Annotated in this window: 25 protein-coding genes; 9 read left to right on the forward strand and 16 right to left on the reverse strand. The window is 70.9% G+C overall.

Translation table 11 applies throughout. The features are described from left to right. Window positions 1-283: 283 nt before the first annotated feature. The gene (gene ppdK, locus CHC09_RS19700; protein WP_089294625.1) at window positions 284-2,962 is read left to right on the forward strand and encodes a pyruvate, phosphate dikinase; all 2,679 of its coding nucleotides are present in this window, start codon (window positions 284-286) and stop codon (window positions 2,960-2,962) included. 256 nt (window positions 2,963-3,218) lie between these two features. Then, window positions 3,219-3,626: a VOC family protein gene (locus CHC09_RS19705; RefSeq protein ID WP_089294626.1), complete on the forward strand. Its 408-nt coding sequence runs from the start codon at window positions 3,219-3,221 to the stop codon at window positions 3,624-3,626. Between the two features lie 371 nt (window positions 3,627-3,997). Here the strand turns inward: CHC09_RS19705 and CHC09_RS19710 are convergent, their stop codons facing one another. The 6 genes from CHC09_RS19710 to CHC09_RS19740 all read right to left on the reverse strand — a co-directional run bounded on the left by CHC09_RS19710 (window position 3,998) and on the right by CHC09_RS19740 (window position 11,706). After that, the gene (locus CHC09_RS19710) at window positions 3,998-5,035 is read right to left on the reverse strand and encodes a nucleotidyl transferase AbiEii/AbiGii toxin family protein (RefSeq protein ID WP_089294627.1); all 1,038 of its coding nucleotides are present in this window, start codon (window positions 5,033-5,035) and stop codon (window positions 3,998-4,000) included. 29 nt (window positions 5,036-5,064) lie between these two features. Then, complete coding sequence (locus CHC09_RS19715) at window positions 5,065-5,670, reverse strand: hypothetical protein (RefSeq protein WP_089294628.1); 606 nt, start codon at window positions 5,668-5,670, stop codon at window positions 5,065-5,067. 524 nt (window positions 5,671-6,194) lie between these two features. Then, on the reverse strand, window positions 6,195-6,608 hold the full coding sequence (locus CHC09_RS19720; RefSeq protein WP_089294629.1) for a DUF4259 domain-containing protein: 414 nt from the start codon (window positions 6,606-6,608) through the stop codon (window positions 6,195-6,197). Window positions 6,609-7,113: 505 nt separating this feature from the next. After that, a complete protein-coding gene (gene recQ, locus CHC09_RS19730; RefSeq protein ID WP_089294630.1) occupies window positions 7,114-9,012 on the reverse strand; it encodes a DNA helicase RecQ in 1,899 nt (632 codons plus the stop codon). A gap of 52 nt (window positions 9,013-9,064) precedes the next feature. Then, window positions 9,065-11,005 carry a SpoIIE family protein phosphatase gene (locus CHC09_RS19735; RefSeq protein ID WP_239138385.1) on the reverse strand — a complete coding sequence of 647 codons (1,941 nt, stop codon included), beginning with the start codon at window positions 11,003-11,005 and terminating at the stop codon, window positions 9,065-9,067. A gap of 41 nt (window positions 11,006-11,046) precedes the next feature. Further along, the gene (locus tag CHC09_RS19740; protein WP_089294631.1) at window positions 11,047-11,706 is read right to left on the reverse strand and encodes a GTP cyclohydrolase II; all 660 of its coding nucleotides are present in this window, start codon (window positions 11,704-11,706) and stop codon (window positions 11,047-11,049) included. A gap of 82 nt (window positions 11,707-11,788) precedes the next feature. Here CHC09_RS19740 and CHC09_RS19745 point away from each other — a divergent pair, with 82 nt between their 5' ends. Further along, the gene (locus CHC09_RS19745; RefSeq protein WP_089294632.1) at window positions 11,789-12,481 is read left to right on the forward strand and encodes a RibD family protein; all 693 of its coding nucleotides are present in this window, start codon (window positions 11,789-11,791) and stop codon (window positions 12,479-12,481) included. 26 nt (window positions 12,482-12,507) lie between these two features. Here CHC09_RS19745 and CHC09_RS19750 read toward each other — a convergent pair whose 3' ends face one another. The 5 genes from CHC09_RS19750 to CHC09_RS19770 form a co-directional block, all read right to left on the reverse strand. Next, a complete protein-coding gene (locus tag CHC09_RS19750) occupies window positions 12,508-13,635 on the reverse strand; it encodes a lysylphosphatidylglycerol synthase transmembrane domain-containing protein (protein WP_089294633.1) in 1,128 nt (375 codons plus the stop codon). A 61-nt stretch (window positions 13,636-13,696) separates the two neighbouring features. Continuing rightward, entirely contained in the window at window positions 13,697-14,461 is a 765-nt protein-coding gene (locus CHC09_RS19755) for a class I SAM-dependent methyltransferase (RefSeq protein WP_089294634.1), read from the reverse strand. Continuing rightward, a complete protein-coding gene (locus CHC09_RS19760) occupies window positions 14,458-15,555 on the reverse strand; it encodes a glycosyltransferase family 4 protein (RefSeq protein ID WP_089294635.1) in 1,098 nt (365 codons plus the stop codon). The genes CHC09_RS19755 and CHC09_RS19760 overlap by 4 nt, the downstream gene beginning before the upstream one ends. After that, complete coding sequence (locus tag CHC09_RS19765; RefSeq protein WP_089294636.1) at window positions 15,552-15,953, reverse strand: 6-pyruvoyl trahydropterin synthase family protein; 402 nt, start codon at window positions 15,951-15,953, stop codon at window positions 15,552-15,554. The genes CHC09_RS19760 and CHC09_RS19765 overlap by 4 nt, the downstream gene beginning before the upstream one ends. A 58-nt stretch (window positions 15,954-16,011) precedes the next feature. After that, on the reverse strand, window positions 16,012-16,986 hold the full coding sequence (locus CHC09_RS19770) for a zinc-dependent alcohol dehydrogenase (protein WP_089294637.1): 975 nt from the start codon (window positions 16,984-16,986) through the stop codon (window positions 16,012-16,014). An 81-nt stretch (window positions 16,987-17,067) separates the two neighbouring features. On the opposite strand from CHC09_RS19770, the gene CHC09_RS19775 reads away from it, so the two are divergent. Next, window positions 17,068-17,832 carry a CDP-alcohol phosphatidyltransferase family protein gene (locus CHC09_RS19775; RefSeq protein ID WP_089294929.1) on the forward strand — a complete coding sequence of 255 codons (765 nt, stop codon included), beginning with the start codon at window positions 17,068-17,070 and terminating at the stop codon, window positions 17,830-17,832. On the opposite strand, the gene CHC09_RS19780 is transcribed toward CHC09_RS19775, so the two are convergent. Together CHC09_RS19780 and CHC09_RS19785 are read right to left on the reverse strand one after the other, a co-directional pair. Beyond that, window positions 17,816-18,688, reverse strand: coding sequence for an ABC transporter substrate-binding protein (locus CHC09_RS19780; RefSeq protein WP_089294638.1), 873 nt, complete (start codon window positions 18,686-18,688; stop codon window positions 17,816-17,818). The two genes, CHC09_RS19775 and CHC09_RS19780, sit on opposite strands and share 17 nt — an antisense overlap. A gap of 10 nt (window positions 18,689-18,698) precedes the next feature. After that, window positions 18,699-19,568, reverse strand: coding sequence for an alpha/beta hydrolase (locus tag CHC09_RS19785; RefSeq protein ID WP_244911609.1), 870 nt, complete (start codon window positions 19,566-19,568; stop codon window positions 18,699-18,701). A 182-nt stretch (window positions 19,569-19,750) separates the two neighbouring features. Here CHC09_RS19785 and CHC09_RS19790 point away from each other — a divergent pair, with 182 nt between their 5' ends. Continuing rightward, window positions 19,751-20,113, forward strand: coding sequence for a hypothetical protein (locus CHC09_RS19790; RefSeq protein ID WP_089294639.1), 363 nt, complete (start codon window positions 19,751-19,753; stop codon window positions 20,111-20,113). A 21-nt stretch (window positions 20,114-20,134) separates the two neighbouring features. Here CHC09_RS19790 and CHC09_RS19795 read toward each other — a convergent pair whose 3' ends face one another. Next, complete coding sequence (locus CHC09_RS19795; protein WP_089294640.1) at window positions 20,135-20,500, reverse strand: hypothetical protein; 366 nt, start codon at window positions 20,498-20,500, stop codon at window positions 20,135-20,137. Window positions 20,501-20,676: 176 nt separating this feature from the next. Between CHC09_RS19795 and CHC09_RS19800 the strand changes: the two genes are divergently transcribed. Further along, the gene (locus tag CHC09_RS19800) at window positions 20,677-20,946 is read left to right on the forward strand and encodes a hypothetical protein (RefSeq protein ID WP_089294641.1); all 270 of its coding nucleotides are present in this window, start codon (window positions 20,677-20,679) and stop codon (window positions 20,944-20,946) included. A 100-nt stretch (window positions 20,947-21,046) separates the two neighbouring features. Then, entirely contained in the window at window positions 21,047-22,891 is a 1,845-nt protein-coding gene (gene htpG / locus CHC09_RS19805) for a molecular chaperone HtpG (RefSeq protein ID WP_089294642.1), read from the forward strand. Window positions 22,892-22,951: 60 nt separating this feature from the next. Here htpG and CHC09_RS19810 read toward each other — a convergent pair whose 3' ends face one another. After that, entirely contained in the window at window positions 22,952-23,497 is a 546-nt protein-coding gene (locus CHC09_RS19810; protein ID WP_089294643.1) for an SMI1/KNR4 family protein, read from the reverse strand. 64 nt (window positions 23,498-23,561) lie between these two features. Beyond that, window positions 23,562-23,966 (reverse strand): PNPOx family protein, encoded by a 405-nt coding sequence (locus tag CHC09_RS19815; RefSeq protein ID WP_203833155.1) that lies wholly within the window; start codon window positions 23,964-23,966, stop codon window positions 23,562-23,564. Window positions 23,967-24,049: 83 nt separating this feature from the next. Here CHC09_RS19815 and CHC09_RS48855 point away from each other — a divergent pair, with 83 nt between their 5' ends. Both CHC09_RS48855 and CHC09_RS19825 read left to right on the forward strand, forming a co-directional pair. Beyond that, entirely contained in the window at window positions 24,050-24,376 is a 327-nt protein-coding gene (locus CHC09_RS48855; RefSeq protein ID WP_373871919.1) for a helix-turn-helix transcriptional regulator, read from the forward strand. A 110-nt stretch (window positions 24,377-24,486) separates the two neighbouring features. After that, complete coding sequence (locus CHC09_RS19825) at window positions 24,487-25,194, forward strand: DUF4386 domain-containing protein (RefSeq protein WP_089294645.1); 708 nt, start codon at window positions 24,487-24,489, stop codon at window positions 25,192-25,194. The last annotated feature ends 407 nt before the right edge of the window (window positions 25,195-25,601 follow it).

Consider the following 25,601-nt stretch of genomic DNA (forward strand, 5'->3'; position numbering starts at 1 on the left):
TCTTCCCCCGTGGAATTCGCAGCGGCGTCTTTATTTTCCGGCCCTCCCGGTGACGACCTTCCCGGTGACGCGGCCAAGTCAGGTCTCGCATCGGCGGCAAGAGGGCTGGGCGTCTCATCTGCGCGGAAGTGCGCGAAGAGAGCGTGATCCGAACACGCATCCTCGCTGCGGTGTGGAAAAAGCCACGAGACTGTTAACTATTCACCGCAACCGTGCTTAGCCTTACGAATCCCGGGGCACGAACGTATTCAGCCACGGATTCTTAGGCGGAGGTGGGTACGGCATGAAGTTCGTCTACGACTTCCACGAAGGCAACAAGGACCTCAAGGACCTGCTGGGTGGCAAGGGCGCCAATCTCGCGGAGATGACGAACCTCGGCCTCCCCGTCCCCGCCGGTTTCACCATCACCACCGAGGCGTGCCAGGAGTACCTGAGGCACGGCACGCACGCGGCGGGGCTGGACGGTGAGATCGACGCCCATCTCGCCGCGCTGGAGCAGGCGATGGGGCGCAGGCTCGGTGACCCCGAGGACCCGCTGCTGGTCTCGGTGCGGTCCGGCGCCAAGTTCTCGATGCCGGGCATGATGGAGACCGTCCTCAACGTCGGGCTGAACGACGAATCGGTGTCCGGCCTCTCCCGGCAGGCCGGCGGGAACGACCGGTTCGCCTGGGACTCGTACCGGCGGCTGATCCAGATGTTCGGCAAGACCGTGTGCGAGGTGCCCGGCGCCGAGTTCGAGGACGCGCTGCACGAGGCGAAGGCGGCCAAGGGCGTCAAGGACGACGTCCAGCTCGACGCCGGCGACCTGAAAGCGCTGGTCACCGCGTACAAGAAGGTCTTCGTCAAGCACACCGGGCACGACTTCCCGCAGGATCCGCGCGAACAGTTGGACCTGGCCGTCGAGGCCGTCTTCCGATCCTGGAACGCGGACCGCGCGGTGCTCTACCGCCGGCAGGAGCGCATCCCGGCCGATCTGGGTACCGCGGTCAACGTCGTCGCGATGGTCTTCGGCAACCTGGGGAACGACTCCGGCACCGGCGTCGCCTTCACCCGTGACCCGGCCAGCGGCGAGCAGGGCATCTACGGCGACTACCTGGCCAACGCCCAGGGCGAGGACGTGGTCGCCGGGATCCGCAACACCCTGGCCCTCGCAGAGCTGGAGAAGCTCGACAAGCCCAGCTACGACGAGCTGCTGCGGATCATGGCCACTCTGGAGGGCCACTACCGCGACCTGTGCGACATCGAGTTCACCATCGAGCGCGGCAAGCTGTGGATGTTGCAGACCCGGGTCGGCAAGCGCACCGCGGCCGCCGCCTTCACGATCGCCGCGCAACTGGTCGACGAGGGCGTGATCGACCTGGACGAGGCGCTCACCCGGGTCAGCGGCAGCCAGTTGGGCCAGCTGATGTTTCCGCGCTTCGATCTCTCCGCGTCGCCGGAATCGGTCACGCGTGGGGTCGGCGCCTCGCCCGGCGCCGCCGTCGGCGAGGTCGTCTTCAGCTCGAAGCGGGCGGTCGAGGTGGCCGCCGAGGGCCGGCCGGTCATCCTGGTCCGGCGCGAGACCAACCCGGACGATCTGCCCGGCATGATCGCCGCTCAGGGCATCCTGACCAGCCGCGGCGGCAAGACCTCGCACGCCGCGGTGGTCGCCCGCGGCATGGGCAAGACCTGCGTCTGCGGTGCCGACGAGATGGAGGTCGGGCGGTCGTCGTTCGCGGTCGGCGGGTTGACCGTCAATGAGGGCGACATCGTCTCGGTCGACGGCACCACCGGGCGGGTCTACCTCGGCGAGGTGCCGGTGCGGCCCAGCGAGGTGGTGCAGTACTTCGAAGGCGACCTGGATCCGGCACAGGCCAACGATCCGCTGGTCGCGGCGGTGCACCGGATCCTCACGCACGCTGACGAGAAGCGCCGGCTCGCGGTGCGGACCAACGCGGACACCGGCACCGACGCGGCCCGGGCCCGGCGGTTCGGGGCGCAGGGCATCGGACTGTGCCGTACCGAGCACATGTTCCTCGGCGATCGGCGCGAACTCGTCGAGCGGCTCATCCTGGCGCGCGACGATGCCGAGCGCAACGAGGCGCTCGCGGCGCTCCAGCCGCTGCAGCGGGCCGACTTCCTCGAGATCTTCCGGGAGATGAACGGCCTGCCGGTCACCGTACGACTGATCGACCCGCCGCTGCACGAGTTCCTGCCGTCGCTGGAGGAGCTCGCGGTGAAGGTGGCCGTGGCGCACGAACTGGGGCGGCCGGTCGAGCACGACGACCAACTGCTCGCCGCGGTCCGCCGGATGCACGAGCAGAACCCGATGCTGGGTCTGCGCGGCGTACGGCTGGGTCTGGTCATTCCCGGTCTGTTCGCGATGCAGGTGCGGGCCATCGCGGAGGCCGCGGTCGCGCTCGCCGCGGACGGCGGCAACCCGCTGCCGGAGATCATGGTGCCGCTGGTCGGCGCGGTCCAGGAGCTGGAGACGGTACGGGCGGAGGCCGAGAAGATCATCGCCGAGGTGGCCGGGGACTCCGGCGTACAGGTGCTGATCGGCACGATGATCGAGGTCCCGCGGGCCGCGCTGACCGCCGGGCAGATCGCCGAGGCCGCGGAGTTCTTCTCCTTCGGCACCAACGATCTCACCCAGATGGCCTGGGGCTTCTCCCGTGACGACGTCGAGGGCGCGTTCTTCTGGCGCTACCTCGAGCTGGGCATCTTCGGCATCAGCCCGTTCGAGTCGATCGACGCCGACGGCGTCGGCCGGCTCGTCCGGATCGCCGCCGAGGAGGGTCGCGCCACCCGGCCCGGCCTCAAACTGGGCGTCTGTGGCGAGCACGGTGGCGACCCGGACTCGGTGCACTTCTTCCACGAGGTCGGGCTGGACTACGTGTCCTGCTCGCCGTTCCGGGTGCCGATCGCCCGTCTGGAGGCGGGCCGCGCGGCGGTCGAGTCGGAGGGCTCCGACCACCGGTAGAGCCGGCGGCGTGAGCGCGCGGCCCTCGGCCGCGGGCCCCACGTCGCCCCGGGCGGCCCCGCGACCATACGCGGCGGAAGCGGGGCCGCCCGCCGACCCCGGACCGGGATCTTCTCCGCGTCAATGGCACCCACCAGGCGGAGGGGATCCCGGTCCGAGGTCTCATCCGGGTGGGCGTCCGTCGATCGGTCGGAGAATGTCGGGGGGTGGGTCTAGCGTCCGGGAGGACATCTTCCGACGGCAGAGGAGCCCTGTGATGACGTCCCGACTCAATCCCTACCTGACGTTCAACGGCAACGCCCGTGAGGCCATGGAGACCTATAAGTCGATCTTCGGTGGCGAGCTCCGCGTCAGCACCTTCGGTGAGTTCGGCGCACCCGATCCGACGATCAAGGACAACGTCATGCACGCGATGCTGGAGACGCCGCAGGGCTACACTCTGATGGCCTCCGACACCGCACCCGGCATGGTGTTCAACCCGGGCAACGCCAACACCGTGAGCATCAGCGGCGACGCCGGTGACGACCTGCGCGGCTTCTGGGACAAGCTGGCCGACGGCGGCACCGTTCACGTGCCGCTGGAGAAGCAGATGTGGGGCGACGAGTTCGGGCAGCTCACCGACCGGTTCGGCGTCCCCTGGATGGTCAACATCGTCGCCGGGTAAGGGCGATCAATCGCGGTCGGGCGGTCGGCCTCGGGCGTGGATCGGCAAGGAGATCGCCCGGCTTCCGAGCCGATGCGGGCCATCGCCTCGTCTCGCCTCGTCTCGGCGGACGACGGCTCCGGGCGCGGACTCGCGAGGGAAGCGCCCGGCTTCCGAGCCGATGCCCGGCACTGCCTTGTCCCGGCACTGCCTTGTCCCGGCACTGCCTTGTCCCGGCACTGCCTTGTCCCGGCACTGCCTTGTCCCGGCACTGCCTTGTCCCGGCACTGCCTTGTCCCGGCACTGCCTTGTCCCGGCACTGCCTTGTCCCGGCACTGCCTTGTCCCGGCACCGCCTTGTCCCGGCACCGCCTCGTCCCGGCACCGCCGGTGTCAGAGGAGCCTGGTCACAGCGTCGGCCAGCCGTGCCAGCCACGGGGCCGAGTCGCCGCCGCCGGGTGGGGTGCCGGAGACCGTCCAGCGGCGGATCTCGACCGGGTCGAGCAGCTGTTCCAAGGTCCGGGTGCTGACCAGAGAGGGAAACGGCGCCGGGCTCGCGAACGACGGTGCCGGGCCCGAAAAGGAGGGCGCGGTAGGTGTGTACTCGGACGACCGTTCCAGGGACAGGGAGGATCGCATCTCGGTCGACAGGGTGCCGATGGCCAGGCTTCGCAGCCGGGGACGCAGGTGCAGGTCCGGCAACTCGGCGAGCAGCACGGCGTCGTAGAGGTCTTTCATCGCCGACACCCGGTGGGTCCGCTGGTCGGCGGCGAGCCAGTGCAATTTCCACGCCAGGGAGAGCTCGCGGGTCGCGGTCCACAAGCCGACCGGTGGCAGGCCACCGGACCGCGGCACAGCCGTGCACACCGGCGCGTCCGGCAGGTCCTCGCCGAAAGAGACGTCGATCTGGACCTCACCCTCCTCACCGTCGGGTGCCCGCCAGGGCAGTGCGAACCGGACGCGGCCGTTCTCCCCGCCCGGCTCGTACTCCGCGTAGTCCCAGTCGGAGGAGAATCCGATCGCCTCAGGCTCGAACTCGATCCCGCCGGGCGTTCGCGCGTCCTGCCTGATCAGTTCCGTCAGCTCGTTGTCCAGCGCCTCGTCGTTCAGACTGTCCAGCCCGGCTGCGGGGATCCAGTTCAGTCCCTCCGGGGGTAGCCGGGGGTGCCGGCCGGCCGTATCGAACTCCTCGAACTCCCACATCTCGTTGCGAGCGGCCCCATGGGCTGCTTCCGGCCACTCCTGCACGGGCGCGAGCCGATCGAAGTACGGGTAAGGATCGAGGTCGTCCATTCGCGACATGGTGGGTGGGCGAACGATCCAGTCCAGATCGCCGGGGGGCCGCGCCGCGTCGCCGACCCAGGCCGGCATGGTCATGCTGCCGCGCAACACCAGCCAGTCCGCCCAGGGCGACTCGGCGACCAGCGTCATGATGTGATCCAGGGCGGATCGCTGTGCGTTCACTCGAACCAGCCGGCGTCCAGCGCTGGATTGTCGTCGACCAGGACCCACTCCTGCTCGACCTCGGCCACCTCCCACCCCGCGCCGGCGACCGCACCGAGCAGCCCGGCCAGCGTCGCGGCCGCCTCGGAGCGCTCGACCTGGTAGCAGCGCTGGGTGATGAATCGCTCCTGAACCCCGTCGGCCCGCACCCGCCGGGCGTTGCGCGACAGACGCGCCCCGTGCTCGACGGCCATGGCCCGGACGCGGTCGAGGTCGGTCGACGCGGGAAGCAGCAGTTTGACGTGGTGTTCGAAGTAGAGATCCGGCTGTTCGGCGGCCTGCTCCGCCGTTACCGGGGCTTCGCTGCCGGACGCTGCGGCCTCCACCTTGAGCCGGGAGACCGGGAAGCCCTCCGAGCGCAGCGCGGAGGCCGTCCGGCGGGCGTCCGCCTCGGCCGAGGCGGGGGTGCCGTCGGAGAGCCAGCTCAGCATCGGCTGGCTCGCATGCTCACCGCGGTCGAGCTGGATGCGGGTGTACTTCACCCCGCGATCGGCCGCCAGTGATCGAAGCCGCTCGTCGTCGGCCTCGGCGGACACCGTCAGATGGATCTCGTATCGACTCACCCGCGCACGCTAACCGCCGCGTATGACATTTATTGCCGAGGCGAAGCCGCTGAGCGCGGCTCGATCCGTCTCCGGCCGCAGCCACCCGTCCCGCCGCTCATCCCGAGCCGGTTCCCGCCCGATCGGCCCGCTGCCCAGCCAACCTCCACAGTGCCATCGACACCAGAACAATCAGCCCCTGCCAGTCTCAACTTGAGTCGATCTTGTGTGTGGTGGCGGGCGGTAGTCATGGCCTCGCGGGGGATCGCTCGCGGGTGGGCGGGTGGCTGGGGTTGGTCGCCATGCGGTGTGGCCGGTGGGTTTCGGCCGGTGGCGCCGCTCGCGGTCGGCTGGGTGGGTGGGGGTCGTCCCGGGATGCGAGCACAAGCAACGCGGCTGCTCAAGGAACATCCAAGATCAACTTGTGCTTATCGGCATGGGGATTGGCTGGGTTGTGTTGTGGGGCGGGCTGTGGAAGTGATCGTGGGCGCCAGCCAGGCCCGCGAGCAGTGAGTACAGGCCGGCGCGGCCCGATGCAGGACCGGTCAGGTGGTGGCTTCGAGGGTGGCGCGGATCGGCTGGAGCGCCTGGAGGGCCTTGTCCAGCGCGTCCTCCCAGAGCTCGCGCCATTCGGAGTCGTCGCCGGCGATCCGGTCGAGGGCGCGCAGGGCGAGCGCCGGCAGATCGGACGGCAGGTCGAGGGTGCCGCCCTCGGTGATGAAGTCGGGGGCGTAGGCCGTGGTGATCGCCGGACCACCCGGCAGCTGAGAGGCGACGACGGCCGCGGCGGCGATCGCCTCGCAGGCGACGTCGCTGTCGAGGTACTCGTCCTCGTCGAGAACCTCGGTGAGGGTCGCGCGGATGATCTCCACGCGCCGGCCGGGCTCGGCGTCGTCCAGGTCGCCCGACCAGTCAGCCGCGGTGTCGTTGTCGAACGGTCCGAAGTCCCAGGTTCCCAACGCGATCCTCCATGATGTGCTGCCGAGTTCCAGAAATGATCACATATCTCTCGCCGGAAGAAGAGCGCGCCAGAGCGTGAGACCATCCCCGCCGGACGCCGGACGCCGGACGCCGGACGCCGGACGCCGGACGCCGGACGCCGGACGCCGGACGCCGGACGCCGGACGCCGGACGCCGGACGCCGCAGGCCGGACGCCGGGCGCGGGGCGCGGGATGCCGCAGGCCGGAGGCCGGGCGCGGGGCGCGGGAGGCCGGGCGCGGGGCGCCGGACACGCCGCAGGCTGGGGGCCGGACGCGGGGCGCCGGACACACCGCAGGCCGGAGGCCGGACGCGGGGCGCGGGATGCCGGACGCCGCAGGCCGGAGGCCGCATGCCGCACGCCGCACGCGGGATGCCGGATGCGGGATGCCGGACGCCGGACGCCGGATGCCGGGCGCGGGACGCGGAGGCCAGGCGAGGATCGTGGAGCGCGGAGTGCAAGATCTTCCGGGCTGCGCCGGTGGCTACTCCGCGGAGGGCTCCTCCCCGCTGGGGTCCTCGCCGCGGACGACGGCGAGGACGTCGTCGCCGAACTTGGTCAGTTTGCTCTGGCCGACGCCGCTCACCGTGCCCAGCTGGTCGAGTGAGGACGGCTCCAGCACCGCGATCGCTCGCAGGGTCTTGTCGTGGAAGATCACGTACGGCGGGATGGCCTGCGCCTTCGCGATCGAGGCGCGCCAGGCACGCAGGCGCTCGAAGAGCGGCTCGGCCTCTGCCGGAAAGTCGGCGGGTGCGGCGGCCGGCGCGCGCGAGGAGCGCGAGGACCCGGCCGACGACGAGGTGCCGGCGCGGAGGCGCTGGGCCGGGATCTCGCGGCGCATCATCAGGGTGACCTCGCCGCGCAGCACCGAGGAGCTGCGGTCGGTGAGGACCAGCGTGCTGTACTCGCCCTCGACCGCCAGGTAGCCCCCGGCGAGTAGCTGACGGACCACGCCCCGCCACTCGGTGTCGCGCAGGTCCGCGCCGATGCCGAAGACGCTCAGTTCGTCGTGGCGGAACTGGCTGACCTTGTCGGTGCGCTTGCCGAGCAGGATGTCGATGGACTGGCCGGCACCGAACTTCTGGTTGCGCTCCTTCTTCAGCCGGAACACCGTGGAGAGCAGTTTCTGCGCCGGCACCGTGCCGTCCCAGGATTCCGGCGGGGCCAGGCAGGTGTCGCAGTTCCCGCACCGTGCGGACGGCGCCTCCTGATCGAAATAGGCCAGGAGTCGCTCGCGGCGGCAGGAGACCGTCTCGCAGAGGGCCAGCATGGCGTCGAGGTGGCTGGCCGCGTTGCGGCGGAACGCGAGGTCACCCTCCGAGCTGTCGATCATCTTGCGCTGCTGCACCACGTCCTGCAGGCCGTAGGCGAGCCAGGCGGTCGAGGGCAGGCCGTCGCGCCCGGCCCGGCCGGTCTCCTGGTAATACCCCTCGACCGATTTCGGCAGGTCGAGGTGGGCGACGAAGCGTACGTCGGGTTTGTCGATGCCCATCCCGAAGGCGATCGTGGCGACCATGACCAGGCCGTCCTCACGCAGGAACCGGGCCTGGTTCTCCTGGCGGGTCTGCGGGCTCAGGCCGGCGTGGTACGGCAGCGCGGGGATCCCGTTCGCCGACAGGAACTCCGCGTGTTTATCCACCGAGGCCCGGGACAGGCAGTAGACGATGCCGGCGTCGCCGGGGTGCTCGGTGCGCAGCAGGTCGAGCAGTTGCCGCTTGGGCTCGTTCTTCCCGACGATCCGGTACTGAATGTTGGGGCGGTCGAAGCTCGCGGTGAAGTGCCGCGCCGAGGTCAGCCGCAACCGCTCGGCGATCTCGCCCCGGGTGGTCGTGGTCGCGGTCGCGGTCAGCGCGATCCGCGGCACGTCCGGCCAGCGCTCGTGCAGCATCGACAGCGCCAGGTAGTCGGGCCGGAAGTCGTGGCCCCACTGGGAGACGCAGTGCGCCTCGTCGATCGCGAACAGGGAGATCTCGCCCCGGTCGAGCAGTCGCTGCACCGCGGGGGTGCCCAGGCCCTCGGGCGCGACGTAGAGGAGATCCAGCTCACCGGCGACGAACTCGGCCTCGACCAGGCGCCGCTCGTCGAAATCCTGGGTCGAGTTGAGGAAGTTGGCCCGGACGCCGAGCGTGCGCAGAGCGTCGACCTGGTCCTGCATCAGCGCGATCAGCGGCGAGATCACCACGCCGGTGCCGGGCCGGACCAGCGCCGGGATCTGATAGCACAGCGATTTCCCGCCGCCGGTTGGCATCAGCACCAGCGCGTCGCCACCGCTGATCACGTGCTCGACGATCTCGCGCTGCTGCCCGCGGAACTCCGGGTAACCGAAGATGCGGTTGAGCGCGTCGATGGCTCTGGAAACAGGGATCGCGGGAGCCGAAGTCACCCAGCGATAGTAGTGAGCCGGACCGGTGTCCTGCCCATGCCTGTGGACAACTCTAAGGAGTGACGGGCAGGCCGACCAGATCGAGGATCTGCCGGGCGGGGCTGCCGGCGGACGCGATCAGCGTCAGCTGCGCCTTCTGTTCGTGGTGCTGCTCGGCGATCCGGTACAGCGCCGAGACCCCGGCGCTGGCCAGGTGGCTCACCCCGGTCAGGTCCAGGGTTATCGGTACGGTTCCGCCCCGGCTGCGACGCAGCAGTTCGCGCTGCATCTGGAGCGCCGACGTGGCGTCCACCGGCCCGTCGACCCGGACGTGTGCCTCTTCGTCGCCGGGCAGTTCGGAGATGGACATCTCAGCCGGCGCCTCCCGGACGGAAGGCGCGTCGTCGAAGCTGGTCAGCAGGCGCGCCGGCCGGCTCAGCGGATGCCGGATGGTGACCACCGTGCCGTGGGCGCCCGGCTCGACACGCAGGCTCTCCACCAGTTGGGCGGTCAGCGCCAGGCCGCGGCCGCGGATCGGCTCCCGCACCGGCGAGCGCCACCCGCCGTGATCGGTGACGGTCGCCTCGACGCGGCCCGCGGCGGTGAGCGCTGCCCGTACCTCAATCGTGGTTCTGTCCGGATCGCCGCCGGGAGGCGTATCGCCGAAGGCGTGCTCGACCGCGTTGGTCGCCAGCTCACCCAGCGCGTGTTGCAGCACGAAGATGTCGTGCTCCGCCGCGCCGAGCGCGGTGAGCCATTCACCGAACCGCGCGCGGGTGCCGCGCAGCGCCGCCGGGTCGGCGGGCAGTTCGATGATCATTTCTGGTGCGACGGAGACCCGCTGCACCGCCAGCAGCGTGATGTCGTCCGCGTGTCCACCGGCCCGCACCAGCAATTCGATCGTCTGCGCGCACACCCGGGCCGTCGCGGTCGTCCCCGAATCCCGCAGCGCCCGCCCGGCTGCCGCGTCCGCGGCGACCCGGGCGAGCTCGGCGGACGGCGACGAGCCTGACAGCGGCCGCTCCAGAATTCCGTCGGTGTAGAGCAGCATCAGATCTTCCGGCTCCAAGCGGTCCTGCCGCACCGGGAACACCCCGCCCGTGCACAGCGGAGTCCCGCCGGTCGCGGGAAGGAACCGGGTCGTGCCGTCCGAGGCGACCACGAGCGGCGGCGGATGCCCGGCCGTGCAGTACGTCAGCTCCCCGTTCGCCGGATCGAGCACCGCGAGGCAGACCGTGGTCGCGTGCGCCGCCCCCATCCGCCCGGCGAACCGGTCGGCGGCGGCCAGTGCCTCGCCGGGCGAGGCATCGGAGTCCAGCCGTTCCTGGAGCACCGCACGCAGCTGGCCCATCGCCCCGGAGGCGGTGATCCCGTGCCCGACCACGTCGCCGACCACCAGCGCGACCCGCCCGTCCGGCCGGGCCACCGCGTCGAACCAGTCGCCGCCGGCCGCGGTGTCCGCGTCGGCGAGCAGGTAGCTGGCCGCCACCTGGAGGCCGGGCAGCACGGGCAGGCCGGGCGGCAGCAGTTCCCGCTGCAGCTCGGTGATCACGTCCAGGGTCTGCTCGTAGCGGCGGCGCAGCTGAGCCGTCTCGGCCTCGGCGGCCTGCCGGATCCGGGCCATCTCGGTGACGTCGAACGCGGCCCCGATCACGCCGCGCAGCGACCCGTCCGGCGCTCGCCACGGCATGATCGTGAACGTCACGAAGATCTCGTTCACCGAGCCGTCCGGCTGGTCGAGGTGCACCCGCCACTGCCTGCCGGCGACCGTCTCGCCGGTGCGGTACACCTCGTGGAACACGTCGATGAACTGCTGCCCGGCGAGGTCGCTGAGCACCTCCCGGCACGGGCGGCCGATCACCTCCCGGCCGGGCAGCACCGCCCGGGTCGCCGCGTTCGCGCCGACCGTCAGCAATTCGGGCCCCTCGAAGAGGATGACGATGAACGGCAACTGGTCGACTGCGGACAGCATCGCGTCCAGGTCGCCCGCTTCCGGAATGTGCACGCCCGTCACGATGACATCGTGCCGGAAACCGCGCCAGGCGGAACCTGGGGTCACTCGGCCAGGGGCAGCTCGATGGTGTGGGAGGTGTGCGATGCTTTGGAACGCAGATAGCGGACATTCGCCGCGGAGACGTGCACACCGGTCGGAATCCGCTGGGTAACCTCGATGCCCAGTGCGTCCAGTTGCAGGCTCTTGTCCGGGTTGTTGCTGAGCAGCCGGATCCGGTCGGCGCCGACGGCGAGCAGCATCTGCGCGGCCACGGTGTAGTCCCGTTCGTCCTCGCCCCGGCCCAGGGCCACGTTGGCCTGGTAGGTGTCGAGGCCGTCGTCCTGCAGCGCGTACGCGTCCAGCTTGGCGTAGAGACCGATGCCCCGGCCCTCCTGCCGCAGGTAGAGCAGGAAGCCACCCTGTTCGGTGATCCGCTCGGCCGCCTCGCGCAACTGCGGGCCGCAGTCGCAGCGCTGGCTGCCGAAGACGTCGCCGGTCAGGCACTCGCTGTGCGGCCGGACCAGTGGCGCCCGCCCACCGGCGGCCGACTTGGTCAGCGCCCGCCGCCAGTCACCGAGCCCCAGCAGCAGGTGCTCGCGACCGTCGGCCAGCCCGTCGAACGTCATCACCTGGGCGGTCGTGGCGTAGCCGTCGGGGAACCGCAGGGGGACGGTCACCTGCCGCCGGACGGCAGCCTCGGTCGTGGCCGTGGCTTCAGACATCGGTCCTCCTCATATCTTTCCGGTGGCGGAAGCTGTGCCCGAAGATCGGCCGCCGCACACCGCGGATTATCGTGGACGCACGATGGCTGAGCGTCCTTACACCTTGTTGAGCTGTGGCATGTCCATCGACGGTTATCTCGATGACACCACTGAGGAGCGGCTGCTCCTGTCGAACGACGCGGATTTCGACCGCGTCGACGAAGTGCGCGCCGGCTGCGACGCCATCCTGGTCGGCGCGTCGACGATCCGCCAGGACAACCCCCGCCTGCTGGTCCGCTCGGCGCGGCGGCGTGCGGACCGGGTCGCCCGCGGCACCACGGAGAACCCGGTCAAGGTCACCGTGACCAGCCGTGGCGGCCTCGATCCGGCGGCGTCGTTCTTCACCGCCGGCGAGTCGCGGAAACTCGTCTACTGCGCCACCCCGGCGGTGGCCGAGGCCCGGGACCGGCTCGGCGCGATGGCCACCGTGGTCGACGGTGGCGACCCGGTCGACGTGCACCTCATCTCGGCGGACCTGGCCACTCGGGGAGTCCGGCGGCTGATGGTCGAGGGCGGCGGCACCATGCACACCCAGTTCCTCACCCGCGACCTCGCGGACGAGTTGCAGCTGGTCGTGGCGCCGTTCTTCGTCGGAGACTCGCGGGCGCCGCGGTTCGTGCACGACGGCGACTTCCCGGCCGGCCCGAAGAACCGGGCCAGGCTGGCGGAGGTCCGCCAGATCGGCGACGTGGTCCTGCTCCGCTACGCACTCTCGGATCGCTTCGACCCGAGGTAGGCGGAGCGGTCCGGGTCCGCTCGGGATCAAGCCGCAGCCCCGCTTGTCGTGTACGACGGCTGGCGCACCGTGGCGCGCCGGATGCGGACCAGCTCCGGCACGGAGGTGATCACGGCCGGGGAGATCGGAGCGGCGATCCGTACCCGCGAATCGTGGTTGACGGTGACCGCAACGGCCACCTCGGCCGGCGGCTGGGTCTCCACGGCCGTGGGCGGCTCGGCGGGACGCAGCTTCCGCACGGTGCGGACCGCGACCACCACCGCGCCCGGCGCCGCCGCGACGAAGGCACAGATTCCGTACGCCACAGCGATCGTCACGCCCTGCTCCGCGCTCAGTCCGGCCGCGCCGAACGCCCAGGCCAGCACGCCCTCGCGGGGCCCCCAGCCGCCTACGTTCAGCGGGATTCCCATCGCCAGCAGCGCCAGCAGCAGCATCGGCGCCAGCGTCAGCAGCGACGCCCCGTTCCCGGCCACCCGCGCCGCCACCAGGAACGTCGCCAGGTGCCCGAGCAGCACCATCGCGGAGGCGAACAGCACGCCCGGCCAGTTGCGGCGCGACAGCAGGCCGGACCGGATCTCGGCGGCACCGGTCCGGGCGGCGCCGGCCAGCTTCGAACCGCCGCGCCGCGCGCGCCGGCCCACCACCACGACCAGCAGCACCGCGATCGCCGCGGCCGCGACCGTCAGGGCGACCGACTTCCCGTGCTCGCCGAGCAGGCTCAGCACCGGCGACGGCACCGTGAACAGCACCGCGCCGCCCACGACCACCAGCACGAGCTGGCCAGCGGTGCGCTCCAGCACCACGGCCCGGACGCCGCGCCCCACGTCGCCCTCCTCGCGACCGTGCGACACGGCCCGGCCGACGTCGCCGAGGACCCCGCCGGGCAGCGCCGCGTTGAGGAAGAGCGCCTGGTAGTAGTCGGCGGTCGCGTCCTTCAGTGACAGCCGCAGGCCCAGCCCGCGGGCCACCAGGCACCAGCGCCAGGCGCTGAGCACCGTGGTGACCACGCCGATCCCGAAGGCCAGCGCGAGGGTGCCGCCGTCGAGTACCCGCAGCCCGTCCAGGAACGCGCCGGTGCCCAGCCGCCAAAGCACCACCGCGATGATCGCGGCGCCTCCCAGCAGGCGGGCCCATGCCCAGAACGATCGGCTCACTTTGTCTTCGTCCCCTCGTCGCTTCCTCAGGGACTAGTACGCCCGACCCTTGCACCACGGTTCATTCGAAGATCGCTAAAACATCCTTGTGGCCGACCGTCAGCTCCGGAAGGCTGGTCAGCCGATCCCGCAGATAGGCGTCGAACCCCAGTTCAGGACGCTGTTCGGCGGCCGCGCCGACCCAGCCGCGCAGCCACTCGGCGGTCAAGTCGGGACATTGCGGCCCGAGCCGCCACGGGCTCTCCCGGGTGATCACCCGGGCTCCGGCCTTCTCGAACGCCGCCGCCGCGTAGGCGGGGGCGTCCGGGCCGAGCAGCAGCCGCCCGCCGCTCTCCCGCCGCTGGTGCGCGTTGAAGGCGGCCTCGACCTCCGCGTCCCGCTCGTCCGCGGGCGTGAACCGGACCTGCCCGGTCACCGAGAGCGTGAACAGCGCGTTCGTCCGCGCCTGCGCGCACACCTCGACCAGGCGATCGATCTCGGCGGCGGTGAGCAGGTCCAGCAGCGCCGAACAGGTGACCAGGTCAGCGCCGGTGAGGTCGTCACGGGTCAGCGCGGTCACGTCCCGCTCGTCGATCGCCACGTTCACGCCCTCCGGCATCCGGTCGGCGGCGATCTCCAGCAGGTCGTGGTCGCGGTCGGTGAGGATCCAGAACTGCGGGACCGGCAGCCGCGGCGCCAGCCACCGCCCCAGCGAGCCGGTGCCGCAGCCCAGGTCCCGGATCACCTTGACCGGCCGGGGCAGCAGCCCGACCAGCTCCAGGGAGCGGGCGTCGGCGTCGGCGGGCTCGCGCAGGCCCAGCCAGTCGGGGCTGAATTCTCCGGTCATGCGGTTCCTTCCTCGATCTTTCGCAGAATGGCGGCCAGGCTGCGAGCGGTCTCGTCCCAGCCGGTCAGGGTCTCGCGGCGGGCCGCCGCCCGGGCCCGCCAGAGTTCGCGCAGGCCGGCGTCGGTGAGCCAGGCCCGCAGGGTCGCGGCGAGCGCGTCCGGGTCGTCCGGAGGCAGGAGCTCTCCCGGTACGGCGCCCGGGTCCCCGGCTTCGCCGAGCGCCTCCGGCACCCCGCCGACGTCGCTGGCGACCACCGGCAGGCCGTGGGCCAGGGCTTCGGTGACGACCATGCCGTACGTCTCGGCGCGCGACGGCAGCACGAAGAGATCCGCGTCCGCGTAGGCCGCCGCCAGCCGCGCGCCGGCCAGCGCACCCGGGAACCTGACCCGTCCGGCGAGCCGGGCGGGCACGGGCGGGACGGTGCCGGCGCCGACGAAGGCGCATTCCCACGCGAGGTCGGTGAGCCGTTCGAGGGCCGCGAGCAGGATGTCCTGGCCCTTGCGCGGGGTCAGCGACGCCACGCAGAGCAGGCGGTGGCCGGTGGGGGAGGGGACGGCCGGGGTGGCCAGGTCGACCCCGGGGGCGGCGACGTGCACCCGCGCGAGGCCGTGCATCGCGGCGACGTGGTCGGCCGCCGGGGTGCTGGTCGCGACGACGCCGGCGGCGAGCCGCAGGGCGCGGCGCTCGAGGGCGCGCAGCTCGGCCGCCTCGGTGGGGGAGAGGCCGGTCTCGTCGCTGAGCGGCAGGTGCACCAGGATAACCAGGCGCAGGCGGGTGGCCTGCGGTTCCAGGACCTCCGGCACGCCGCAGGCGACCAGCCCGTCGAGCAGGACCGTCGAGCCGTCGGGAAGTCCCGCGAGAACGCGGGCCAGCCGGTCCCGGTCGGCCGTGGCGGGGCGGGGCCAGGCGCCGGGGACGGTCGTCTCCCGTACCGCGAACGAATCGGACGTGGCGGGAGCCGCGCCGGGGACCTCGGCCGTCGCGGACATCGCGGCTAGGTGGTCGAGGACCTGGCGGTCGTAGCGGTTACCGCCGCTGGGTGCTGCCGGGTCGTCGACGCCGGCCGGCAGCACCACGTGGAGAGCGGAACTCACCGCAGGGTTCGCTCGTAGCTCGCCCAGGCGATGTGCGACTCGTGCAGGGTGACCTGGATCCCGGTGAGGCCGGCGGCGCCCCGGCCGAGCTCACCGGCGGTGACCCGAACGGCCAGCCGGTCGGCGATGACCTTGGCCAGGAACTCGGTGGAGGTGTTGACGCCGGTGAACTCCGGGTCGTCGTCCAGGTTGCGGTAGCTGAGCCCGGAGCAGATGGTGCGCAGCTGCTCACTGGCGAGGCCGATGTCGACGACGATGTTGTCATCGTCCAGTTCCGGGCGGCGGAACGTGGCGTCCACCAGGAAGGTGGCGCCGTGCAGCCGCTGCGCGGGCCCGAAGACCTCGCCGGAGAAGCTGTGCGCGATCATGATGTGGTCGCGGACGGTGACGCTGAACAAGAGCTCTCTCCTCGATTCGCGGATCTTCCCTGCACAACGGTTACCCACTCCGGAAAGATCAATTCGCGGCGGGGTAGTCGATCACGTGACAGAGCGCGGCAAGGCTGCCGTCGGCGAGCCGGGAGAGTACCGCGGGCAGGTCCTCGAAGCCGGACCGGCCGGTCAGCAGCGCCTCGAAACGGTCGTCGCGCAGCAGCCGGAGGGCCAGCTCGAGGCGTTCGGCGTAGGTCCGGCCCCGCTGCGGGAGGATCCCGCCGACCTGGCTGCTGCGGATGGTCAGGCGCCGGGAGTGGAAGAACTCGCCGAGCCGCAGCGGAACCTCGCGGTCGCCGTACCAGCTCAACTCGACCACGGTCTTCTCCGGGGCGACCAGCTCGAGCGAACGGGTCAGGCCGGCCGGGTTGGCACTGGCGTGAATCACCAGGTCACGGCCGGTCGCCGCGGCCTCGGGCAGGGCGAAGTCCACGCCCAGCGCGTCGGCGACCGTCTTGCGCGCCGGATCCGCGTCGACCAGTTGCACGTCGGCGGCGGGGAAGCCGGCCAGGACCGCGGCCACCGAGGAGCCGACCATGCCGCCGCCGACCACGCTGATCCGGTCGCCGAGCTGCGGGGCGGCGTCCCAGACCGCGTTCACGGCCGTCTCGACGGTGCCGGTGAGCACGGCCCGGGCGGCGGGGACCCCGTCGGGGACGACGGTGACGGCCTCGATCGGGACGACGTACCGGGTCTGGTGCGGGAAGAGGCAGAACACCGTCCGGTTCAGCAACTCGGCGGGGCCCTCCTCGACCACTCCGACGTTCAGGTAGCCGTACTTCACCGGCCCGGAGAAGTCGCCGGCCTGGAACGGCGCGCGCATCGTCGTCCACTGGTTCTCCGGCACGCGCCCCTGGAAGACCAGGGTCTCGGTGCCCCGGCTCACCCCGGAGTGCAGGGTGCGCACCAGCACCTCACCCGGACCGGGACTCGGCACCCTTTCGGGGCGTACCTCCCCCAATCCGGGGTATGTCGACCAAAAGGCCCTCGCGTCGAACACAGACCAACTCCTCTGAACCGAAAGTCCTCGACAAGCGTGTGAGTGGAGGACAGCAGATTGACCCTAAGTCCAGGAGGCATGGTGACCGTCACTACCGCCACGACGACCCCGTTCCGGGCACCCTTCGCCGGATTCGCGGCCCAGCTCGCGCTGATCGCGTTGCTGGCCGGGAACGCGGGGCTCACGCTGGCCGGTGGGATCGCCGGGATCGCCTACGGAGTGGTCCTCTGCGCCCTGCTCGGCGCCGCCCTGGACCGGGCCGGGATGACGTTCCTGGGCTGGGCCAACCTGGTCACGTTCAGCCGGGCGATCCTCGCCGGCGGGGTGACCGCCCTGGTCACCAGCTCGGTCCTGGGCCACGAGATCCCGGTCTGGCTGCTGGCCACGATCGCGACGGTGGCCCTGGCGATGGACGGGGTGGACGGGCAGGTGGCCCGCCGTACCGGAACCACCTCGGCGCTCGGAGCGCGCTTCGACATGGAGGTGGACGCCTTCCTGATCCTGGTGCTCAGCGTCTACGCGGCGGTCTCCTACGGCTGGTGGGCGCTCGCCATCGGCGCGTTCCGCTACGCCTTCGTCGCCGCCTCCTGGGCCCTGCCGTGGCTGAACGCCGCCCTGCCGCCGCGCTTCTCCCGCAAGGTCGTCGCCGCCCAGCAGGGCGTCCTGCTCGTGGTCGTGGCGACCGGGCTGCTGCCGGCCTGGGCCGCGGTCCTTGTCCTGGCGGTCGCGCTCGGCTCGCTGACCTGGTCGTTCGGACGGGACATCCGGTGGCTGTACCGGGCGTCGCGGCTCCGCGAGGACGCGCGCACCCGCTGGTCGATGACCCTGGTCACCGGACGCGCTTGATCGTTCCCGGCCGGGCCGGCGGGTGCAGGATCGCGGCGATCGCCTCCACCCCGTCGACCAGCCGCGGCCCCGGGCGTACCACCAGGCCGTCCCCGTCGATCGCCCACACCTGGGCGTCCGGGAAGTGCGGCAGCACCGCCTCGGCCTGCCGGGCCGCGCCGTCCAGGTGATAGCCGCAGGGCGTCACCAGCACGATCTCCGGCCCCGGCGCCACCAGTTCGGACCAGGAGACCTGAACGGACCGCTGCCCGGGCCGCGCCGCCACCGCCTCGCCCCCGGCCGCGGCGATCAGGTCCGGCACCCAGTGCCCGGCGGTGAACGGCGGATCGACCCACTCCACGACCGCCACTCGCGGCCGCGGCCGGCCGGCCACCGCCGCCGCCACGGCGGCCAGGCGCCCCTGCAGGACGGCGACCAGCTCACGACCCCGCTCCGGTACGCCGGCGGCCGCGGCCACCTCGACGAACGTGCCCAGCACGTCGGCCAGTGAGTGCGGGTCGAGGCTGAGCACGTCGGCCCGGCAGCCCAGGTGGTCCAGCGCGTCGTCGACATGCCCGGACGGCAGGGCGCAGACCCGGCACAGGTCCTGCGTCAGGATCAGGTCCGGCGCCAGGCCGGCGAGCGCGTCCGCGTGCAGCGTGTAGAGGTCGCCACCGGCCGCGAGCTGCGTGCGTACGTAGTCGTCGATCTCGGTCGGGGTCAGATCCCGGGTGTCCCGGCCGCCGACCACGACGGTCTTCGACGAGCGGGCGTGGGCCGGCTCGTCACACTCGAACGTCACGCCGACCAGGTCGTCGCCGAGGCCCAGGGCGTACACGATCTCGGTGGCGGACGGCAGCAGCGATACCAGGCGCATACCTGGGACTCTAAGGCTCGCCCAGGATCGCGCCGAGGACCTGATCCCACACGGCACGGGGCGGCATCTCGTGACCGACCCCCTCCAGCCAGACCAGCCGGGAGCCGGGGATGACCCGGGCCAGCTCGCGCGGGTGCTCCGCCGGGAAACGCTGGTCCAGGGTGCCGTGCAGGATCAGCGTCGGCACCGTGATCGCCCGGAGCCGTTCGCGGACCGGTGGACCGTAACCAGCCTTCCGGTGGTTCAGGCGGGCGGCGGCCAGGTCCGCCGAGCGGTCGAAGATCCGCTCGGCGAGGCGGCGCAGCTGCGGCTCGTCCGGCGTGAACGGGCCACCCCGGGCGCGGATCTCGGCGATCAGGCAGGCCACCGCCGCGCGCCGGTTCGACCAGTCGACCTCGTCGGTGGTGGGCTGGACGCGCACCTCGGTGCCGGGGGCGGCGCGGACCGCGACCGCGGTCATGCCGGCCAGCACGGGGGTGGCGTCCGGGCCGAGGCCCGCGCTGGTGGAGATCAGGGCGAGGGAGAGGACCCGGTCCGGGTGCTCGACGGCGATGCGCTGGGCCAGCGCGCCGCCGAGAGAGAGCCCGACCAGGTGGGCGGCGGGTACGCCGAGCGCATCCAGCACGCCGAGGGCGTCGTTCATCAGGTCCACGCCCGAGTACTCGGCGCCGGACGGGAACGACGTGGAGCGTCCGGTGTCGCGATGGTCGTACCGGATCACGAACCGTCCGCCGGCGGCCAGCCGGCGGCAGAACTCGTCGTCCCACCAGTCCATCGAGCTGGCCTCGCCGGCCAGCAGCAGGAGAGGCGGATCGGTCCGTTCACCGAAGGTTTCCAGGCATACCTGGATGCCGTTGACCGGCATCATCGTCTCGGTCACCACCAGCTCATTGTGGCGGCGCTCACCGACAGTCAGGTTAAAAGCGGATCACAAGGGACGACGAGATCGATGTGAGCGGTGCTCACTTGTCCCGGTCCGGCGGGCGATCACGGGCCGGAGATGCCGAGTTCGCCGGGTCGCGCCGCGCACTATGGTTGACTCCGCGTGTGACTTTACCCGTAATGTCGGAATTCGAGCCGCATCGGATCGAGTTCGACGCGACGTTGGACGGCATGAAGGTGCCCGGGCTGCGGGCCGAGTTCTTCCGCCGGCCCGAGGGCGACCGGATCGCCAGCGTCGGGCGCTACTTCTTCGGCGACCAGGAGTTGCTGCTCGCCTGGGGGTACGTGGACGAGGAGCACTGCCGGCACAACGCCGTGCGGGACCCGGCGGGCGGCTGGCATCCGGCGGCGGCCGGCTGTCCGGAGGTCGAGCTGATAAAGGACGGCCAGGCCGTGATCGGCCTGGCCGTGCGTGCCGCCGGTGGCAACTGGGTGCGGGCCGTGCGTGAGCAGTGCGCTGCCGGGAAAGAGGCCGGGGGCTGAGACCGGCTTCCGGGGCGGGCGCTAGCGGGAGGCGGGCGCCGTGGCGGCGGCGCGCGCCTGGTTGCGGACGGTCCGCAGGGAGACCGCGGTCACCCCGATGGCCAGTACGAAGAGGGCGAGATGCAGGTACGGGTTCACGATCGGTACGAACCCGATCACCGCGACCGGGATCTGCACCACCGCGATGAGCGCGGCCATCAGCCACTTGCTGCGACCGCTCCACAGCATCGCGGTCCACACCGGCGCCGACACGACCAGCAGGGTCAGGGCGTCGAGCACGGCGTGGAAGTAGACGTTGTGAACGTTGTTGTGGGCGAACGCCTGGGCCGGGGAGGCGATCCACAGACCGGCGACCACGGCGGCGAGAACGACAGCGGCACGACGCATGGGATCCTCCAGCGTTATCAAACTGTTGCTCCGAGTAATCACGGTATAAAACCGGCAGGCACCCCGTAAAGCCTCACGTGGATTCATTCTTCCTGATGGCACAGTCGCTTTCCGTGCCGGTGATCTTGCCTGAACGGGCCACTGTCACGTGCAGTGATGTTCACTAGCCTGCCTGGGTGCGCTTGATCGAGTTGGCAACGACGTGTGCGGTGACGGTGAGTATTGCCGGCACTTCTTACGCTGCGTTGAACCCCGAGAAATTGAAGGCCGACACGATCGTGGTGGCGGACCGGGCGACCTGCCGGATCGTGGATTCGGCGATCGTCGCCTACATCGCGGTCAACGACACCGACCCGACGTCGATCGCGCAGCTCCCCCCGTACGTCGACGGCGACATCACGCGCTACCGGATCGTCGCGGGCCGGGCCGCGGGCCCCGGCTGCTGAGCCCGTCCGCCCGATTTGTCCATCAGGGCGGGCGGTGGTGACCGGTGACCGTCCCCGGCGTCATACGATCGGCGTTGACACCGGACAAGGACGGAAACGGGTGACGATGGAGACGTTGGAGTTCCAGGCCGAGGCGCGCCAGCTTCTGCAGCTGATGGTCCACTCGATCTATTCGAACAAGGACATTTTCCTGCGTGAGCTGATCTCGAACGCGTCCGACGCACTGGACAAGTTGCGCCTGGCCAAGCTGCAGGACGGGCTGGAGGCGGACACTTCCGACCTGCACATCGAGATCGAGGCGGACACCGAGGCGCGGACGCTGACCGTCCGCGACAACGGCATCGGCATGACCCGCGAGGAGGTCGTGGCGCTGATCGGCACGATCGCCAAGTCGGGGACCGCCGACCTGCTGGCCAAGCTGAAGGAGGCGTCCGAGTCCAAGGGCGACGCCGAGCTGATCGGTCAGTTCGGGGTCGGCTTCTACTCGACGTTCATGGTCGCCGACAAGGTCGTCCTGGTGACCCGCAAGGCCGGCACCGAGGGGCACGGCACGCGCTGGGAGTCCGCCGGCGAGGGCACCTACACCCTCGAGGACGCGCCGGACGTGCCGATCGGCACCACCGTCACGCTGCACCTGCGGCCGAAGGACGAAGAGGACGCGCTCTACGACTACGCCGACGAGTGGCGGATCAAGCAGATCGTCAAGCGCTACTCGGACTTCATCTCGTTCCCGATCCGCAAGGGCGACGAGACGCTGAACTCGATGAAGGCGCTCTGGGCCCGGCCACGCAGCGAGGTCTCCGACGACGAGTACCACCAGTTCTACCGGCACATCAGCCACGACTGGTCGGACCCGCTCGAGATCATCAACATGAAGGCCGAGGGCACCTTCGAGTACGAGGCGCTGCTCTTCATCCCGTCCCGCGCCCCGCACGACCTGTTCCAGCGCGACGCCCGCCGCGGCCTGCAGCTCTACGTCAAGCGCGTCTTCATCATGGACGACAGCAAGGAGCTGATCCCGGACTACCTGCGCTTCGTCAAGGGCGTCGTGGACGCGGCCGACCTGTCGCTGAACATCTCCCGGGAGATCCTGCAGCAGGACCGGCACATCCAGATGATCCGCCGCCGGCTGGTCAAGAAGGTCCTCTCCACGATCAAGGACCTGATGACCAGCAACCCGGAGAAGTACGCGACGTTCTGGCGCGAGTTCGGCCGGGCGGTCAAGGAGGGCCTGCTCAGCGAGCCCGACAACCACAAGCCGATCCTGGAGATCGCGTCGTTCGGCACCACCGCGCAGGACGAGCCGACCACGCTGGCCGCCTATGTGGAGCGGATGAAGGAGGGTCAGGAGGAGATCTACTTCCTGACCGGCGAGTCCCGTTCGCAGGTGGTGAACTCCCCGCACATGGAGGCGTTCGCCGAGCAGGGCTACGAGGTGCTGATCCTCACCGACCCGGTCGACGAGATCTGGGTCGACGCGGTGCCCGACTTCGACGGGAAGAAGCTGCGCTCGATCGCCCGGGGCTCGGTCGACCTGAAGAAGGACGAGGAGGAGAAGGAGCCGGAGGGCGACTTCGCGCCGCTGCTCGGCTTCCTCAAGGAGAAGCTGGACGAGCAGGTCAAGGAGGTGCGCCTGTCGCACCGGCTGACCACCTCGGCGGCGTGCCTGGTCAGCGACCAGGACGACATCACCCCGGCGCTGGAGAAGATGTACCGGGCGATGGGTCAGGAGGGCCCGCGGGTCAAGCGGATCCTCGAGCTCAACCCGAACCACGCGCTGGTCGCGGGCCTGCGCTCGGCCCACGAGCGGGGTGCGGACGACCCGGCGCTGCCGGAGACCGCGGAGCTGCTCTACGGCACCGCCCTGCTCGCCGAGGGCGGCGACCTGGAGGACCCGGCCCGCTTCGCCAAGCTCCTGGCCGACCGCCTGGCCCGCACCGTCTGACCCACCTCAGTAGATCAACACCGGAACGCGGTCCCTCGGGGCCGCGTTCCGCTTTCCCACTCATTCGAACCAGGGCTCCCCGGCGGACCAGTGGCGGACCCAGCCCGCGAAGCCGGCCTCGCCGCCGCCCTGGCCGAACTCCGCGCCGAACGGCGCCGCGCCCTCGCCGGTGATCATCCAGACCTGGCCGCGGTGCGGGCCGGTGACGACGAGATGCCAATACGCCCCGCAGCCGTCGGTGCCGAGGACGATCGAGCCGTCGTTGAAGACACGATCGATCAGCTCCTCGTCCGGCTCCTCGTCCTCCTCCCACAGCCACGCCGCGGTCAGCGGGAACGGCTTGGCCAGGACCCGCTCGGGACGGCCGTCACCCCAGTCGGAGGGGAGGGCGGCGAGGGCGACCAGGCCGAAGTCGGGTGGGCCGGCGAACGAGCCGTCGGAGACCTCGGCGACGAACGTGCGATATGGCTCCGGCAGGGTCACGCCGTGCTCCGCCTCGAAGGCGTGGACGCCGGGCCAGCCCAACGCGGACTTGCCCTCGTCGTCGGCGCAGAGCGCGTCACGCAGCTCGGCGATGACGGCGGGATCGGCGTGCTCGGTATCCATGCCGACAGAGATACCAGCCGGGTCCGACATTTTCGACCCGGAGTTCCGCGGGCGGGTTTCGGGCTCAGGGGTGGGCGATGTGGAGGAGCCGGAAGTCGCGGCGGCGAGCCAGGCGCAGGACGAGGGCGGCCGGGTTGCCGAACGCCCGCAGGCCGTCCTCGGTGGGGTAGGGCTCGATGCGGTCGATCCGGTGTTCGACGCCGCGATGCAGGACCGTGCAGCCGCCGGCGGCCAGGGCGTTGCGGAGCCAGGCGACGTTCGGTCCGTACGTCAGCTCGGCGACGAAGCCCGAACCGACCCGGATGAGGAGCATCGGCGTCTCGTAGCCGGTTCCGGTCCGGCGGCCGGTGTGCCTGACCAGCGAGAGCGGGCCCCAGCCCCGGCGGACGACGACGATCGCCACCCGATTGACCGTGCTCTTCAACAGCCAGAACCAACCCCGCCTGACCGAGATGATGTTCCTGAGCACGTCGTGACGCTACAGGCCGGCCGTCGGCGGACGGTCGAAGTAAAGAATTCTTGACATGATGTCGCCTCTGCTTTACCTTGAACATGTCAAACTTTCTGTACATAGGAGTGGGGCATGACTTCCGCGGAGAAGCGCACCCGGATCTCTGCCCCGCTCGGCGGCGTCGCACCGGCGGGCCGGTAACCGTGGTCAAGCCGACCAGAGTCACCAACTCGATCCGGGCGCTGCGCTTCGCTCACGGGGAGATGACCCAGGCCGAGCTGGCCGACCGCATCGGAGTGACCCGCCAGACCGTCATCGCGATCGAACAGGGCCGCTATTCCCCGTCCCTGGAGATGGCCTTCCAGATCGCGCGGGTCTTCGAGGTGCCCCTCGACGACGTCTTCGGATACCCCGACACCGACCGGTAACCCCCACGAACAGGCACGGCACGCGAGGCAACCGCCTCGCGGCCCGGTTCCGCACACCCGAAATCAATCGCGGAGCGCCAGGCGAAGTTCACGACCGAGAAGGGGTCACGATGCACACGCTCACCCGTACCGCCCGCATGACCGGGCTTTTCTACCTCGGCATGGCCATCACCGCCGCACTCGGCTTCCTCCTCATCCGCCCGCAGATCTTCGTGGCCGACGACCCCAGCGGGACGCTGGCCAATCTGGTCACCCACGGTTCGCTCGCCCGCGCGGGCGTCGCCCTGGAGCTGGCCATGGTCGTCGCCCAGGCGTTCACCGCCGCCTGGTTCTATCGACTGTTCCGTACCGTGAATTCCTTCGCCGCCGGCGGGATCGCCGCCTTCGGCCTGGTCAATGCGGTGGTGGGCCTGGTCGGCGCGGCGATGCTGGGCACGGCGATTCAGGTCTCGGCCGACCCGTTCGGCGACGCGGCGACCACCGTCCAGGTGCTCTACCTGGTCAGCTACAACATGTGGGGCGTCGGGGCACTGTTCTTCGGCCTGTGGCTCCTCCCCATGGGCTGGTGCGTCCTGCGCTCGGGCTGGATGCCCCGCGCGCTGGGCTGGATCCTCGTGGCCGGCGGCGTCGGTTATGTACTCAGCCCGTTCGTCCTGTACCTCGCCGACGACGCCCAGGTCCTCTTCGACGCGATGGCGTATCCCGCCTCCGTGGGTGAGTTCTGGATGATCGGCTACCTGCTCATCCGCGGTGTGCGCCGGCAGGCACTGGACGAGCTCCCGCCGACCGTCCACACGCCCGCACCGCTGGCGAGCTGAAGCGTCGCCGTCGCCCGGCCGGCGCACACCTCCCACGGCGGCGACCCGTCGGCGTCGAGGACTCGCACCATGGTCCCGGCGTCGAAGACAAGGAGCCAGGTGCGGTTTCGGTTCCATGCCGGATGGACGCGGAACGGGTTGAAGGCCGCGTCTTTCCCTTCGCGGTACGCGGCAAGGCGGCGTTGTCGCCCGCTCAGCGGATCCAGCAGCCGGGTCTCGCCGTTCAACAGGTAGACGATCTGTTCACCGTCGGGATGGAACAACACCGCGTGCAGGAACGTCTGCCCTTTCCCGAGCGGCGCGCCGCACTGCCCGCGTCCGAGACCCGGCAATACCCTTTGCGCATCATCTCGTCACGGGCTCGGCCGAAGGCCCGCTTCGCGTGGGACCCGCTCTGGACGTCGAGG

The sequence above is a fragment of the Actinoplanes regularis genome, from assembly GCF_900188005.1.
GTDB classification, from domain to species: domain Bacteria; phylum Actinomycetota; class Actinomycetes; order Mycobacteriales; family Micromonosporaceae; genus Actinoplanes; species Actinoplanes regularis.

Excerpts from the sequence above, each read along its gene's own strand:
- ppdK (WP_089294625.1), top strand. The coding sequence starts at position 284 with ATGAAGTTCGTCTACGACTTCCACGAAGGCAACAAGGACCTCAAGGAC.
- CHC09_RS19705 (WP_089294626.1), top strand. The coding sequence starts at position 3,219 with ATGACGTCCCGACTCAATCCCTACCTGACGTTCAACGGCAACGCCCGT.
- CHC09_RS19710 (WP_089294627.1), bottom strand. The coding sequence starts at position 5,035 with ATGACGCTGGTCGCCGAGTCGCCCTGGGCGGACTGGCTGGTGTTGCGC.
- CHC09_RS19740 (WP_089294631.1), bottom strand. The coding sequence starts at position 11,706 with ATGTCTGAAGCCACGGCCACGACCGAGGCTGCCGTCCGGCGGCAGGTG.
- CHC09_RS19745 (WP_089294632.1), top strand. The coding sequence starts at position 11,789 with ATGGCTGAGCGTCCTTACACCTTGTTGAGCTGTGGCATGTCCATCGAC.
- CHC09_RS19755 (WP_089294634.1), bottom strand. The coding sequence starts at position 14,461 with ATGACCGGAGAATTCAGCCCCGACTGGCTGGGCCTGCGCGAGCCCGCC.
- CHC09_RS19780 (WP_089294638.1), bottom strand. The coding sequence starts at position 18,688 with ATGCGCCTGGTATCGCTGCTGCCGTCCGCCACCGAGATCGTGTACGCC.
- CHC09_RS19790 (WP_089294639.1), top strand. The coding sequence starts at position 19,751 with ATGTCGGAATTCGAGCCGCATCGGATCGAGTTCGACGCGACGTTGGAC.
- CHC09_RS19795 (WP_089294640.1), bottom strand. The coding sequence starts at position 20,500 with ATGCGTCGTGCCGCTGTCGTTCTCGCCGCCGTGGTCGCCGGTCTGTGG.
- CHC09_RS19810 (WP_089294643.1), bottom strand. The coding sequence starts at position 23,497 with ATGGATACCGAGCACGCCGATCCCGCCGTCATCGCCGAGCTGCGTGAC.
- CHC09_RS48855 (WP_373871919.1), top strand. The coding sequence starts at position 24,050 with ATGTCAAACTTTCTGTACATAGGAGTGGGGCATGACTTCCGCGGAGAA.
- CHC09_RS19825 (WP_089294645.1), top strand. The coding sequence starts at position 24,487 with ATGCACACGCTCACCCGTACCGCCCGCATGACCGGGCTTTTCTACCTC.